The organism is Pinisolibacter aquiterrae (assembly GCF_019160155.1).
GTDB classification, from domain to species: domain Bacteria; phylum Pseudomonadota; class Alphaproteobacteria; order Rhizobiales; family Ancalomicrobiaceae; genus Pinisolibacter; species Pinisolibacter aquiterrae.
Genome location: NZ_JAFNIH010000025.1, coordinates 144,181 through 157,024, shown reverse-complemented (window position 1 = coordinate 157,024; position 12,844 = coordinate 144,181). Strand labels below are relative to the sequence as shown.

General features: G+C 66.5%; 16 protein-coding genes. 13 read left to right on the top strand and 3 right to left on the bottom strand.

The genetic code is table 11. The features are described 5' to 3' along the window. Nucleotides 1-71: 71 nt before the first annotated feature. The 7 genes from J3S89_RS10205 (at nt 72) to J3S89_RS10175 (ending at nt 6,583) form a co-directional block, all read left to right on the top strand. Nucleotides 72-584 carry a hydrogenase maturation protease gene (locus J3S89_RS10205; RefSeq protein ID WP_217927411.1) on the top strand — a complete coding sequence of 171 codons (513 nt, stop codon included), beginning with the start codon at nt 72-74 and terminating at the stop codon, nt 582-584. Then, nucleotides 581-1,000, top strand: coding sequence for a hydrogenase expression/formation protein (locus J3S89_RS10200; RefSeq protein ID WP_217927410.1), 420 nt, complete (start codon nt 581-583; stop codon nt 998-1,000). The genes J3S89_RS10205 and J3S89_RS10200 overlap by 4 nt, the downstream gene beginning before the upstream one ends. Continuing rightward, entirely contained in the window at nt 993-2,048 is a 1,056-nt protein-coding gene (locus tag J3S89_RS10195; protein WP_230488961.1) for a hydrogenase small subunit, read from the top strand. Before J3S89_RS10200 ends, J3S89_RS10195 begins: the two co-directional genes overlap by 8 nt. 5 nt (nt 2,049-2,053) lie before the next feature. Then, nucleotides 2,054-2,707 carry a hypothetical protein gene (locus J3S89_RS10190; protein ID WP_217927408.1) on the top strand — a complete coding sequence of 218 codons (654 nt, stop codon included), beginning with the start codon at nt 2,054-2,056 and terminating at the stop codon, nt 2,705-2,707. Between the two features lie 99 nt (nt 2,708-2,806). Continuing rightward, the gene (locus tag J3S89_RS10185) at nt 2,807-4,552 is read left to right on the top strand and encodes a nickel-dependent hydrogenase large subunit (RefSeq protein WP_217927406.1); all 1,746 of its coding nucleotides are present in this window, start codon (nt 2,807-2,809) and stop codon (nt 4,550-4,552) included. Nucleotides 4,553-4,572: 20 nt separating this feature from the next. Further along, nucleotides 4,573-5,832, top strand: a complete 1,260-nt coding sequence (locus J3S89_RS10180; protein WP_217927405.1) for a (Fe-S)-binding protein — start codon at nt 4,573-4,575, stop codon at nt 5,830-5,832. A gap of 130 nt (nt 5,833-5,962) precedes the next feature. Next, entirely contained in the window at nt 5,963-6,583 is a 621-nt protein-coding gene (locus J3S89_RS10175) for an SAM-dependent methyltransferase (protein ID WP_217927404.1), read from the top strand. Nucleotides 6,584-6,797: 214 nt separating this feature from the next. Here J3S89_RS10175 and J3S89_RS10170 read toward each other — a convergent pair whose 3' ends face one another. From J3S89_RS10170 to J3S89_RS10160, 3 genes are read right to left on the bottom strand one after another with little or no spacing between them, the layout of a single operon-like run. Further along, entirely contained in the window at nt 6,798-7,013 is a 216-nt protein-coding gene (locus J3S89_RS10170; RefSeq protein WP_217927403.1) for a DUF6967 family protein, read from the bottom strand. Next, entirely contained in the window at nt 7,010-7,231 is a 222-nt protein-coding gene (locus tag J3S89_RS10165; RefSeq protein ID WP_217927402.1) for a sulfur relay protein DsrC, read from the bottom strand. The genes J3S89_RS10170 and J3S89_RS10165 overlap by 4 nt, the downstream gene beginning before the upstream one ends. Continuing rightward, complete coding sequence (locus tag J3S89_RS10160) at nt 7,231-8,208, bottom strand: TauD/TfdA family dioxygenase (RefSeq protein ID WP_217927400.1); 978 nt, start codon at nt 8,206-8,208, stop codon at nt 7,231-7,233. The genes J3S89_RS10165 and J3S89_RS10160 overlap by 1 nt, the downstream gene beginning before the upstream one ends. Nucleotides 8,209-8,642: 434 nt before the next feature. On the opposite strand from J3S89_RS10160, the gene dsrA reads away from it, so the two are divergent. From dsrA to J3S89_RS10130, 6 genes are all read left to right on the top strand, one after another. Then, nucleotides 8,643-9,944, top strand: a complete 1,302-nt coding sequence (dsrA, locus tag J3S89_RS10155; protein ID WP_217927399.1) for a dissimilatory-type sulfite reductase subunit alpha — start codon at nt 8,643-8,645, stop codon at nt 9,942-9,944. A 118-nt stretch (nt 9,945-10,062) separates the two neighbouring features. Continuing rightward, the gene (dsrB, locus tag J3S89_RS10150) at nt 10,063-11,154 is read left to right on the top strand and encodes a dissimilatory-type sulfite reductase subunit beta (protein ID WP_217927398.1); all 1,092 of its coding nucleotides are present in this window, start codon (nt 10,063-10,065) and stop codon (nt 11,152-11,154) included. A gap of 69 nt (nt 11,155-11,223) precedes the next feature. Further along, a complete protein-coding gene (gene tusD, locus J3S89_RS10145; RefSeq protein ID WP_217927397.1) occupies nt 11,224-11,622 on the top strand; it encodes a sulfurtransferase complex subunit TusD in 399 nt (132 codons plus the stop codon). 13 nt (nt 11,623-11,635) lie between these two features. Beyond that, complete coding sequence (gene tusC, locus J3S89_RS10140) at nt 11,636-12,037, top strand: sulfurtransferase complex subunit TusC (RefSeq protein WP_217927396.1); 402 nt, start codon at nt 11,636-11,638, stop codon at nt 12,035-12,037. 14 nt (nt 12,038-12,051) lie between these two features. Next, a complete protein-coding gene (tusB, locus tag J3S89_RS10135) occupies nt 12,052-12,363 on the top strand; it encodes a sulfurtransferase complex subunit TusB (RefSeq protein WP_217927395.1) in 312 nt (103 codons plus the stop codon). Between the two features lie 41 nt (nt 12,364-12,404). Next, complete coding sequence (locus J3S89_RS10130) at nt 12,405-12,737, top strand: TusE/DsrC/DsvC family sulfur relay protein (RefSeq protein WP_217927394.1); 333 nt, start codon at nt 12,405-12,407, stop codon at nt 12,735-12,737. The last annotated feature ends 107 nt before the right edge of the window (nt 12,738-12,844 follow it).

Here is a 12,844-nt window from a genome sequence, read left to right as displayed (position 1 = left end):
AGCGTGCGACGAATTAGAATTTCATAAAGTACGCATGTCTCAGACGGTCGCTTCGAGCCCTCGGTGATCCCATGACCTCGACATCCGCGTCTTCCGAAATCGTCGTCCTCGGTGTCGGCAACACGCTGCTCACCGACGACGGCGTCGGCGTGCTGGTGGTGCGCGAATTGGCGGAGGCCTCGACGAGCGAGGTCGCGTCCGCCGGGGCGGAGGGATCCGTCACCTATCACGACGGCGGCACGATCGGCCTCGCGTTGCTGCCGCTGATCGAGAACACCCCGTCGGTGATCCTGGTCGACGCGGCCGACTTCGGCGGCACGCTCGGCGAGGTGCGCCTGTTCGAGGGCGACGAGATGGACGCGCTGCTGCGGGTCAAGCGGTCGACGCCGCACGAGATCGCCGTCTCCGACCTCATTCTCACCGCCGAGCTGATCGGCGCCAAACCCGGCCGTCGCGCGCTCGTCGCGATCCAAGCCGGCGACCTGACGCTCGGGGCCGAGCCCCAGCCGACCGTCGCCGCCGCCGTGCCCGAGGCCCGGGCCCAAGTCACGGCGCTGATCGAGCGCTGGGGAGGACGCGCATGAACTCCGTTTCACCCATGACCGGGGAGGCGACTCCGCTCGCCCTCGCCGTTCTCTCGGAGATCGCCACCGCGCTCGCCCGTCTCGCCGAGACGGGGGAGGAGACGACGATCGACCTGAAGAGCCTGCCGCTTTCGCCCGACGATCTCGCCCGTCTCGGCGAGTTGTTGGGGGAGGGGGAGGTGCGCTGCGATCTCGAGGTCGCCGGCCGCTCCGAAGTGCGCGAGACCGGCTTCTCCGGCGTCTGGTGGATCCGCCATCTCGGCCTCGGCGACGAGGTCGCGCTGGAGGAGATCGCGATCACCTTCGTTCCCGAAATTCTACATGCCCATCCCGACGACGTCGCCCGCGCCGCCCGGCGCCTCGCCGAGGCCGTCACCGCCCCTCTCGCAGACGAGGAGGAAACACCCCGTGGCTGAATTCGCGACACTCGGCGAACGACTGGCCGAACACGGCATCTCGCGCCGCGCCTTCGTCAAATACGCCTCCTATCTGGGATCGCTGATGGCGCTCGCGCCGGAGGTCTCGCGGTCGATGGCGGCGGAGCTCGCCAAGGCCCGGCGTCAGTCGGTGATCTGGCTCTCCTTCCAGGAGTGCACCGGCTGCACCGAGAGCATCACGCGCTCCTATTCGCCGACGCTCGAGGACCTGATCTTCGACTTCATCTCGCTCGACTACCACGAGACGCTGATGGCGGCCTCGGGCGAGGGGATCGAACATGCCCGCAAGGAGGCGATGGCCGCCAACAAGGGCAAGTACATCGTCGCGGTCGACGGCTCGATCCCGCTGAAGGACGGCGGCATCTATTCGACGAGCGCCGGTCAATCGAACCTCGCCATCCTCGAAGAGACCTGCAAGGACGCCTTCGCGGTGATCTCGATCGGCACCTGCGCGGCCTTCGGCGGTATCCCCAAGGCCAAGCCCAATCCGACCGGCGCGGTCTCGGTGGCCGACATCATCAAGGACAAGCCGATCATCAACATTCCCGGCTGTCCGCCGATCCCGGAAGCGATGACCGGCACGATCGCCTATCTGCTCGCCTTCGGCAAAGTGCCGGAGCTCGATCACCTCGGCCGGCCCAAGGCCTTCTTCGGCGACAACATCCACGACCGTTGCTATCGCCGTCCGTTCTACGAGCGCGGTCAGTTCGCCAAATCCTTCGACGACGAAGGAGCGCGCGCCGGCTGGTGTCTCTATGAAGTCGGCTGCAAGGGCCCGGTCACCTACAACGCCTGCGCCACGACCAAGTGGAACGGCGGCGTGTCCTTCCCGATCCAGTCCGGTCACGGCTGTCTCGGCTGCTCGGAGCCCGATTTCTGGGACAAGGGCGGCTTCTACGTGCCGCTCTCCGGCTCGGTCGGCCCGACCGCCAAACTGGTGGGTGGCGCCGCGATCGCCGGTGCGGTCGCCGGTCTCGCCGCCGCCGCCGTCGCCCGTCATCGCAAGTCGTCGTTGAACAAGGGGTGAGGATCATGGATCTCTTGGATTTCGCCCGTGGCCCGGCGATCAACGTCGCGATGGCCGTCCTGGTGTTCGGCGTCCTGTGGCGCCTGTTCGCCCTCCTGTTCCTCGGCAAGCCGGTGGATCGCACCATCCCGCGTCTCGGCACGCCCGGTCCGTTCTGGGCGGGCCTGCGCGAGATCGGCCGGCGGATGCTGCCGCATCCGACCTTCGCCACCGCCGAGCGCTTCGCCTTCTTCAACGGCTGGGTGTTCCACGTCGGTCTGGCGATCGTGGTGTTCGGCTTCCGGCCGCACATCCTCTTCATCAAGAATCTGACCGGGCTCTCCTGGCCGGCGCTGCCGTCGGGCGTGATCTACGCCGTCGGCGCGATCACCGCGCTCTCGCTGATCGCGGCGCTGGTGAAGCGCATCACCAGCCCGGTGCAACGCTTCATCTCGACCTTCGACGACTACTTCACCTGGGTCGTCACCATCGCGCCCGTGCTGACCGGCCTCGCCGCCGTCGGCCATGTCGGCGCCCGCTACGAGACGCTGCTGGCGATCCACATCCTGTCGATCGCCGTGCTCCTGATCTGGCTGCCCTTCGGCAAGCTGTTCCACGCCTTCCTGGTGTTCCTGTCGCGCGGTCAGACCGGCGCGTTCCTGGCCCGGCGCGGCGTCTGAGTTCCCGTCTCGGGCGGGATTTCCCGCCCGACCCTTCTTCCGTCCCCATGGCCGTCCGTCGAACGAGACGCCGGGGACCCTTGAACCGGAGCACGACCCATGACGGAGCGTGTCGTCGTCGACCCCATCACCCGCATCGAGGGTCACCTTCGCATCGAAGCGGAAACCGGCGCCGACGGCGCCATCACCAAGGCCTATTCGTCGGGGACGTCGGTGCGCGGCATCGAGATCATCCTGCAGGGCCGTGACCCGCGCGACGCCTGGGCCTATGCCCAGCGCATCTGCGGCGTCTGCACGCTCGTCCACGGCCTCGCCTCGGTGCGCGCGGTGGAGAATGCGCTCGGCTACGTCATCCCCGAGAACGCGCAGTTGATCCGCAACCTGATGGTCGGCGCGCAATATGTGCACGACCACGTCATGCACTTCTATCACCTGCACGCGCTCGACTGGGTCGACGTGGTCTCGGCGCTGAAGGCCGATCCCAAGGCGACCTCGGAATTGGCGCAGTCGATCAGCCCTTACGCCAAGTCCTCGCCCGGTTATTTCGCCGAGACCCAGAAGCGGCTGGCGAAATTCGTCGAGGCCGGCCAGCTCGGCATCTTCTCCAACGGCTATTGGGGCCACCCGGCTTACAAGCTGCCGCCGGAAGCGAACCTGATGGCGGTCGCGCATTATCTCGAGGCGCTCGCCTGGCAGCGCGACGTCGCCCAGCTCCATGCGATCTTCGGCGGCAAGAACCCGCATCCGAACTTCCTGGTCGGCGGCACGCCGTCGCCGATCTCCTCGGCGCCGGTCGCCGGCTCCGGCTCGGCCTCGACCTCGGTCAACGTGCTCGGTCTCGAACACGTCCGCCAGATCATCAGCAAGATGAAGGCCTTCGTCGACGAGGTCTATGTCCCCGACACGCTCGCCATCGCCTCCTTCTACAAGGACTGGTTCGCGCGTGGCGAGGGCCTCGGCAACTTCATGACCTTCGGCGACTTCCCCGAGAAGGGGTCGGGCGATCCCTCGACCTTCATGGTGCCGTCGGGCGTGATCCTGAACCGGGATCTCTCCAAGATCCATCCGGTCGACCTCAACGATCCCAGCCAGATCCAGGAGTTCATCGGCCATTCGTGGTACGACTACGCCGGCGGCAAGGACAAGGGTCTCCATCCTTACGAGGGCGAGACCAAATTCGCCTATACCGGCCCGAAGCCGCCCTATACCCAGCTCGACGTCGAGAAGGAATATTCCTGGCTGAAGGCCCCGCGTTGGCGCGGCCATGCGGTCGAGGTCGGGCCGCTCGCCCGCATCCTGATGCTCTACGCCAAGGGCCACGAGGAGACCAAGGCGCTGGCCGGCATGGCGCTGAAGAAGCTCGATCTGCCGCTCACCGCGATGTTCTCGACGATGGGCCGCACCGCCGCCCGCACGCTCGAGACCAAGCTGATCGTCGACAAGATGGACGCTTGGCTCGGCACGCTCAACGCCAACATCAAGGCCGGCAATCTCGCCGTCCACAATCCCGACAAGTGGGAACCCTCGACCTGGCCGTCGAAGTGCCAGGGCGTCGGCTTCATGGAGGCGCCGCGCGGCGGTCTCGCCCATTGGATCGTCATCGAGAACGGCAAGATCGCCAATTATCAGGCGGTCGTGCCCTCGACCTGGAACGCCGGACCGCGTGATCCCTCCGGTCAGCCGGGTGCCTACGAAGCGGCCTTGATGGATCGCCACCAGATGGTCGACGCCAAGCAGCCGATCGAGATCCAGCGCACGATCCACTCCTTCGATCCCTGCCTCGCCTGCGCGGTCCACGTCACCGACGAGGACGGTGAGGAGCTGATGCAGATCCGTGTGAGCTGAGCGACGAGGAGACGTTCGTCATGACCGACACCATCAACGTCCAGGCGGCCGCGGACAAGTTCCTCTCCGTCGTCGGACGCCCGCTCGCGACCTGGGCCGAGGCCTGCGTCAAGTGCGGTCTGTGCGCCGAGGCCTGCCACTTCTATCAGGCGACCAAGGACCCGAAATACACGCCCGCCTACAAGATTCTGCCGATCGCCAAGGCCCACAAGGCCCGCACCGGCTTCCTCGGGATGCTCGGCCTCGCGCCGAAGATCACCGAGAAGGATCTGAAGGACTGGGAGGAGCTGATCTTCGACACCTGCAACATGTGTGGACGTTGCACATTGGTGTGTCCGATGGGGATCGACATCGCCTCGATCACCGGCGCCACCCGCGCGGCCATGGCGTCGGCCGGCATCGGCCCGGCCGATCTCTTCGCGGCGGCGGAGAATTCGCGCGATCGCGGCTCGCCGCTCGGCCTGTCGCCGGAGAAGCTCGAGGATCGTCTCGAGTGGCTCGCCGACGACAACGAGATCGAGTTGCCGCTCGACAAGAAGGGCGCCGAGGTGCTGCTCACCGTCTCGTCGATCGAGATGATGAAGTACCCGGACAGCATCGTCTCCATGGCGAAGCTGCTCAACCACGCGGGCGTGAACTGGACCTTCTCCAAGAAGGGCTACGAGGCGACCAACTTCGGCTATCTCTCCGGCAAGTCCGACATCGCCAAGATGATGACCATGCGCATCGTCGAGGCGGCGGAGGAATTGGGCGTCAAGGCGGTGATCATCCCCGAATGCGGCCATGCCTATGGCGTGATGCGCTGGCAGGCGGCCAACGTCATCGGCCGGCCGCTGCCCTTCGAGGTGTGGCACATCACCGAATATCTCGCCAAGCTGAAGCGCGAGGGCAAGTTCGAGTTCAAGCCCTACACCACGCCCTTCACCTATCACGACCCCTGCCAGATCTCGCGGCGCGGCGGCGCGGCGGCGGACGCGCGCTACCTGATGGAAGGGTTCATGACCGACTTCCACGAGATGGCGCCGACGGGGAATTCCAACTGGTGCTGCGGCGGTGGCGGCGGCGTGCAGGCGATCGCGCGGTCCGCGCCGATCCGCTATCAGGTCTTCAAGATCAAGACCGATCAGGTCGCCAAGGCGGGCGTCGAGACGCTGGTCTCGTCCTGCGCCAACTGCCGCCTGACCATGGACGAGGCCAAGGCCGCGACCAAATGGACCGGCGGGCTCGACAGTATCGTCGAGATCCTGGCGAGCCATCTCATCACGAAGGACGACGACTGAACGCCCCGCGGCTCGCGCCGCGGTCCGTCGTCCCACATCCACACGTTCGCGTGTGACCTCGAAGATCCCGGCTTCGCGGCCGGGATTTCTTCGTCTATGGATCGGGTGACAGCCGAGGAGAGGGAGCGCGATGAGCACCGATCAGTTCCACCATTGGGAGACCCGCTTCGCCCATCCCGACTACGTCTTCGGGACCGAGCCCAACGCCTTCCTCGCCTCCTGCGAGGGGCTTCTGCCGCAGACCGGCGGCAAGGCGCTGGCGATCGCCGACGGCGAGGGGCGCAACGGGGTGTTCCTGGCCGAGTGCGGGCTCGAGGTGCTGTCGATCGACTTCTCTCCGACCGCCCAGGCGAAGGCGCGCGCGCTCGCGGCGGAGCGCGAGGTGGCGCTGGAGACGCGCACGGTCGACATCCTCCATTGGGATTGGCCGGAGGCGGAATTCGACGTGGTCGCCGCGATCTTCTTCCAGTTCGCGACCCCGGCGGAGCGGGCGAAGATCTTCGAGGGGATCCGCAAGGCGCTGAAGCCCGGCGGGCTGCTGATCCTCACCGGCTATCGGCCGGAACAGCTCGCCTATGGCACCGGCGGTCCCAGGGCGCTCGAAAACCTCTATACTCGCGCCCTGCTGGAACATGCCTTCGGCGACTTCACCGATCTCTCGATCGCCGAACACGACACCGTCGTCGACGAGGGCCACGGCCACAAGGGGCTCTCCGCCCTGATCGATCTCCACGGCCGCAAGCCGGTGTGACACGGCGGGGAGAAGGCCGCGACGCTCGCTCGCGGCCTTCTCGAGGGTTCGGCTTCACCCTGAGGTGAAGGGTCGATGACGGTGCCTCGAAGGGCGAAGCCACGACGGGCGGTGCCTCTCGGCCCTTCGCCCTTCGAGGCTCGCTCGTGCTCGCACCTCGGGACGAAGCGCCTCCGCTCGACATCGAATCTGTCCGGACACGCCGCGTTCGGCCTCACCCGTCGGTCTGGCGATCGGCCCAGGCGACCATGGCCGCGCCCCAGTCCCGCGCCGTGGTCGCGTCGAGGTCGAGCTGGGTGATGCGGTGCCCCTCGCGCACGATCACGCGCAGCATGATCATGCCACTCTCGAATTCCACCTCCTCGAGGCGGACCTCGCGGCGGTAGGGGGCCTCGAGCGTGGTCAGGGGTCTGCGGACGACGTCGCTCATGTGGGGGATCCGTCGGACGAGAAATCGGGAACGCCGGCGCGGTAGAAGACCAGCTCGAGGCGCTTCTGCCAATCCCGAGGCGTGTCGGGAAAGTCCGGCTTCAGATCCATGTGCAGCACGATCATGCCGTCGTGGGCGGCGGCCTCCACCAGCTTCTCGAGGTCGCGGTAGGAGGTGATCTCGCGGTGGGAGATGATGAGATCGGACAGAGAGGCCATCAGGCGGTGAACTCCGGTCGGGGAAGGGCGATGCGATCGTAGGACCGCAGGCGGAGGAGCAGGCGACCCTCGGCGGGATCGTCGGCGTCGACGAAGCCGGAGCGGTCGTGCAGGACGTTGTCGGCGAGAAGGCCCATGCCGGGCTCGAGCGCCAGACGGAAGATCACGGGATCGTCGGTCATGATCTCCACCAGCGCCGCCACGGCCGTCCGGGTGAGGGCATCCTCGGCCCAGGCGATGTGACGCTTGCGGGCGGTGTAACGCATGCCGAGGCGGCCGGTCGCGGGGTCGCGGAAGAAGACCGGGCCGATCGTCTCGCCGCGCACCGTGCCGTCCTCCTCCTCGCAAGGGGGGATCAGCATGGCGCCGGGCCGCATCAAGGCTTCGACGAGGGCGGGATCGCGGTCGCGCAGGCGCAGATAGGCAATCTCGGGGTCGAGCAGGGCGTTGAGGCCGCCGGAGCGCGCCGGGCGCACGCAATGGAGCACCATCGCCTGGATCGCCGCCTCGGGCCCACCCCAGGCGTAATAGCCGTCGGTGTGCCAGCCGAGCGGACGGTCGCTGTAGGGGATGAAGCCCGCCTGTCGCGGCGCGTCGGTGATGCGGATCGCCACCAGCCCGTCGTCGCCGGCGGAGCGATGGCGCTCGAAACGGCGCAGTCCGCAGGCCCGCGCGAGCCCCGAGACCGCCGCCCGCGCCCCTGCCTCGTCGAGCACGGGCCCGCGATAGATCACCATGTTCGCCCGTCCGAGCACCTCGGCGAGGGCGTCGAGTTCACGCGCCGTCGGCCGCGCCGGATCGGCGAGCGGCACGATCAGCTCGTCGGCGCGGCGCGGGTGCTCGGCCAGTTTGGCGGCGCGCCAGGCCCGCCACGCGACGTCGTCGTCGAAGCGGGTCGGATCGAATCGCCGCGCCACGCCGAAATCCCCCGGTAGAGCCGCCGGGGCCGGCCTCTCCTCGAGTCGCACCGCGTCCATGAACCCTCCGTCTCCTCCCGCGCGGCCCCGTCTTCGCGGGTGCTCGCGCCGTCTGGTCGATACCCCGGGGCGATCCTCGCCCGTCCTCCCGTCTCCTCGGTGAAAAATTTTTCAACCGATTCAAAAGTCTCGCGGGAAAGTGCGAATCCGTTCGCCGAGGCTCTTTGCAATTCTTGAAAATCAGCATAGCATCATATTCGTGCTCTCGCATATAACCGTTTCGAACGGGCGCCATCACCGACACGAATCGGCTGCGTTCGGCGAGAGAAACGAGTTTTCACGTCCCCCCGGTTCGGACGGAACGGGTGGGGGGCGTGTCGGAATTTCAAACGAGCTTCGTCGCCGACATGTGTGAGACATGCGGGACGGACGAGGCGATAGGGGTCCGATCGGTCTTTCGGGAGCGGTCGGGAAACGTTCGAAGGAGATATCCCATGTCGGGTGTCGAAGACGCCCGCGACGGAGCCGTGTCCGGCGCCGCTCGCGAGACCGCGCAGCATCCCACGCCTCATCTCGACCAGCTCGAGACCGGCCCCTGGCCCAGCTTCGTCACCGGCCTGAAGCGGCTGCGCGACAGCGGCGGCAAGCAATATGCCGCGATGATGAACGACCTGCTCGGCCAGCTCGAGCACTCCTACACGAACCGCCTCGGCTACTGGAAGGGCGGCACCGTGTCGGTCTTCGGCTACGGCGGCGGCATCATTCCGCGCTTCTCGGAAGTGGCCGACAAGTTCCCGGAATCGAAGGAGTTCCATACCCTTCGCGTCCAGCCGCCGGCGGGCTACCACTACACCACCGACCTCCTGCGCAACATGTGCGACATCTGGGAGGAGCACGGATCCGGCCTGATCGCGCTGCACGGCCAGTCCGGCGACATCATGTTCCAGGGCTGCAAGACCGAGAACGTCCAGAAGGCCTTCGACGCCCTCAACGAGATCGGCTTCGACCTCGGCGGCGCCGGCCCGGCGCTGCGCACCTCGATGTCCTGCGTCGGTCACGCGCGCTGCGAAATGTCGATGTACGACGAGGTCAAGGCGCATCGCTCGGTGATCAACGAGTTCCTCGACGAGATGCACCGGCCGTCGTTCCCCTACAAGTTCAAGTTCAAGTTCTCCGGCTGCCCGAACGACTGCGTCAACGCGATCCACCGCGCCGACTTCGCGGTGATCGGCACTTGGCGCGACGACATGAAGGTCGACCAGGAGGAAGTGAAGGCCTATGTCGCCAAGGCGGGCCGCAAGTACACGATCGACCACGTCGTCGCCATGTGCCCGACCCGGGCGCTGTCGCTCAACGACGACGACACGCTCGAGGTCGACAATCAGTCCTGTGTGCGTTGCATGCATTGCATCAACGTCATGAACAAGGCGCTGGCGCCGGGTGACGACCGTGGCGCGACGATCCTGATCGGCGGCAAGCGCTCGCTCAAGGTCGGCGATCTCATGGGCACGATGGTGGTGCCGTTCTTCGACCTCAAGACGGACGAGGACTACGAGAGCCTGGTGGAATTCGCCCGGTCGATCATGGAGTTCTTCACCGACAACGCGCTCGAGCACGAGCGTGTCGGCGAGACCATCGATCGCATCGGCCTGCCGGCCTTCCTCAAGGCGGTCGGCATCGAGCCCGATCCGAACATGGTCAAGCACCCGCGCACCTCGAGCTACGTGCGCACGGACGACTTCACCGTCGAGGCCGACAAGTACTTCGAGCGCAAGCTCCACAAGGCCGCCGAGTGATCCGTCGCATTCGACGAGCCGATCGGGTCGCGACGATCCGATCGGCCGACGACGACGCGGGGGAGAAACCCCGCGCGTTCGAACCATGCCCAGACGTCCCTAGGGAGGGAACATCGCGATGAGCCAAGCTCAGACGGCCGAAGTGCGGCCTCGGCTGCCCGACGAACACGGCGTGCCGGATCCGTTCCAGTACATGCATCCGATCATGAAGAAGAACTACGGCAACTGGGCCTGGCACGATCGCCCGCGCCCCGGCGTGCTCCATCACGTCGCCAAGAACGGCGACGAGATCTGGACCGTGCGCGCCGGCACCCAGCGCCAGATGGACGTCGGCACGATCCGCACCCTCTGCGACATCGCCGACACCCACGGCGAGGGCCATGTCCGCTTCACCACCCGCTCCAACATCGAGTTCATGGTCGGCGACTTCGCCAAGGTGCCGGCGCTGATCTCGGCGCTCGGCGCGGCAGGCTTCCCCGTCGGCGGCACCGGCAACTCGGTGTCGATGATCTCCCACACCCAGGGCTGGCTCCACTGCGACATCCCCGGCACCGACGCCTCCGGCGTGGTGAAGTCGCTGATGGACATGATGCATCACGAGTTCACCCACGAGGAGATGCCGAACCGCGTGCGCATCACCACCTCGTGCTGCCAGATCAACTGCGGCGGCCAGGGCGACATCGCGATCAACGTCCAGTACACGAAGCCGCCGAAGATCAATCACGATCTCGTCGCCAACGTCTGCGAGCGCCCGGCGGTCGTGGCGCGTTGCCCGGTGGCGGCGATCCGTCCGGCCATGGTCGACGGCAAGCCGTCGCTCGAGGTCGACGAGAAGAAGTGCGTGTGCTGCGGCGCCTGCTATCCGCCGTGCCCGCCGATGCAGATCAACGGCGCGGACTCGACCAAGATCGCCATCTGGGTCGGCGGCAAGCACTCGAACGCCCGTTCGAAGCCCGCCTTCCACAAGCTGGTGGTCGCCAATCTGCCCAACAACGCGCCGCGTTGGCCCGAGGTCGAGGAGGTCGTCCGCAAGATCCTCTACGCCTACAAGGACAACGCCAAGGACTTCGAGCGCATGGGCGAATGGATCGACCGGATCGGTTGGCCGCGTTTCTTCGAGCTGACCGGCCTCGCCTTCACCAAGCATCACATCGATACCTGGGTCGGCGCGCGTCACAACATGAACATGTCGACGCACGTCCACTTCTGAGACCGGCGCGGGGCTCGTCCGAGCCCCGCCGCCCCACCGAAGAGGTCAGAACGAGCCCGGGAGGTTTCCGTGAAGTTCGCAGTCGTGGTCAACGAAGGTCCCTATACCCATCAGGCGTCGGATACGGCGTATCAGTTCACCAAGGCGGCGCTCGAGAAGGGACACGAGATCTATCGCGTCTTCTTCTATCACGACGGCGTCAACAACGCGACGCGTCTGACGGTTCCGCCGCAGGACGAGCGCAACGTGCAGAAGAACTGGTCGGAACTGGCCGAGAAGAACGCCCTCGACATGGTCGTCTGCATCGCGGCGGCGCAACGGCGCGGCATTCTCGACGAGGGCGAGGCCAAGCGCCACGGCAAGGGCGAGGGCTCCGCCAACATCGCCCCGGGCTTCCGCATCTCCGGCCTCGGCCAATTGATCGAGGCGGGCATCCAGGCCGATCGCCTCGTCGTCTTCGGCGACTGAGGGGAGGGGATCCATGTCCGACACCAAGCGTTTTCTCTACGTCAACCGCAAGGCGCCGCACGGCACCGTCTATGCGCTCGAGAGCCTCGAGGTGGTGCTGATCGGCGCCGCCTTCGAGCAGGACGTCAGCCTCGCCTTCCTCGACGACGGCGTGTTCCAACTGGTCAAGAAGCAGGTGACGACCGGCATCGGCGTCAAGAACTTCGCGCCGACCTACCGGGCGCTCGGCGACTACGACGTCAAGAAGCTCTACGTCGAGCGCGAGAGCCTCGCCGAGCGCGGCCTCACCGAGGACGACCTCATGGAGGTCACGCACGAGAACGACGACGAGGAGGACGTCTCCTCGATCGAGATCGTCGATCGCGCCCGCATGGCCCAGATCATGGCCGCGCAGGACGTCGTCCTGAGCTTCTGAGGGAGAGACCACCGATGTCCACGCTGCACACCGTGAACAAGTCCCCCTACGAGCGCGGCAGCCTCGATTCCTGTCTGGCGCATGCGCTGCCCGGCGACGCGGTCCTCCTCATCGAGGACGCCGTGGTCGGGGCGCGGGCCGGCTCCACCCGGGTCGCCGAAGCCTTGAAGGCGGCGATGCCCGGCTGCACCATCCATGTCCTCGGTCCGGATCTCGCCGCGCGCGGCATCCCGGCCGATGCGGTGGTCGAAGGCGTCTCGGTCGTCGATTACGGCGGCTTCGTCGACCTGGCGGCCACCCACGACAAATCCCAGGCCTGGCTCTGACCGGACTGGCCACGACAACGAAAATTCACTGGAGGAACCCCATGAGCTATCATTTCAACGGCGCCGACATCGCTTCCGACGAAGAGGGCTATCTGACCGACCTGTCGCTGTGGAACCCCGAACTCGCCCTGCTGATCGCCAAGGACGAGAAGATCGAGATGTCGGACGAGCATTGGGAAGTGGTGAACTTCCTGCGCGAATATTACGACGAGTATCAGATCGCCCCGGCCATCCGCGTCCTCACCAAGGCGCTGAAGAAGAAGCTCGGCGAGGAGAAGTCCTCGAACAAGTATCTCTACGAGCTGTTCCCCTACGGCCCGGCCAAGCAGGCGTGCAAGATCGCCGGCCTGCCCAAGCCGACCGGCTGCGTCTGAGCCACGGGCGCGCGGCCCCGGCCCGCGACGGCGCGTTCGTTCTTCTCCCCGTCGCCGGGGAGAGGTGACGACCCGGACGGAGCCGTCGCGATCTCGCCGCCTCGCAT

Excerpts from the sequence above, each read along its gene's own strand:
- J3S89_RS10185 (WP_217927406.1), top strand. The coding sequence starts at position 2,807 with ATGACGGAGCGTGTCGTCGTCGACCCCATCACCCGCATCGAGGGTCAC.
- J3S89_RS10200 (WP_217927410.1), top strand. The coding sequence starts at position 581 with ATGAACTCCGTTTCACCCATGACCGGGGAGGCGACTCCGCTCGCCCTC.
- J3S89_RS10190 (WP_217927408.1), top strand. The coding sequence starts at position 2,054 with ATGGATCTCTTGGATTTCGCCCGTGGCCCGGCGATCAACGTCGCGATG.
- J3S89_RS10175 (WP_217927404.1), top strand. The coding sequence starts at position 5,963 with ATGAGCACCGATCAGTTCCACCATTGGGAGACCCGCTTCGCCCATCCC.
- J3S89_RS10130 (WP_217927394.1), top strand. The coding sequence starts at position 12,405 with ATGAGCTATCATTTCAACGGCGCCGACATCGCTTCCGACGAAGAGGGC.
- J3S89_RS10160 (WP_217927400.1), bottom strand. The coding sequence starts at position 8,208 with ATGGACGCGGTGCGACTCGAGGAGAGGCCGGCCCCGGCGGCTCTACCG.
- J3S89_RS10205 (WP_217927411.1), top strand. The coding sequence starts at position 72 with ATGACCTCGACATCCGCGTCTTCCGAAATCGTCGTCCTCGGTGTCGGC.
- dsrB (WP_217927398.1), top strand. The coding sequence starts at position 10,063 with ATGAGCCAAGCTCAGACGGCCGAAGTGCGGCCTCGGCTGCCCGACGAA.
- tusC (WP_217927396.1), top strand. The coding sequence starts at position 11,636 with ATGTCCGACACCAAGCGTTTTCTCTACGTCAACCGCAAGGCGCCGCAC.
- dsrA (WP_217927399.1), top strand. The coding sequence starts at position 8,643 with ATGTCGGGTGTCGAAGACGCCCGCGACGGAGCCGTGTCCGGCGCCGCT.
- J3S89_RS10170 (WP_217927403.1), bottom strand. The coding sequence starts at position 7,013 with ATGAGCGACGTCGTCCGCAGACCCCTGACCACGCTCGAGGCCCCCTAC.
- J3S89_RS10180 (WP_217927405.1), top strand. The coding sequence starts at position 4,573 with ATGACCGACACCATCAACGTCCAGGCGGCCGCGGACAAGTTCCTCTCC.
- J3S89_RS10165 (WP_217927402.1), bottom strand. The coding sequence starts at position 7,231 with ATGGCCTCTCTGTCCGATCTCATCATCTCCCACCGCGAGATCACCTCC.
- tusB (WP_217927395.1), top strand. The coding sequence starts at position 12,052 with ATGTCCACGCTGCACACCGTGAACAAGTCCCCCTACGAGCGCGGCAGC.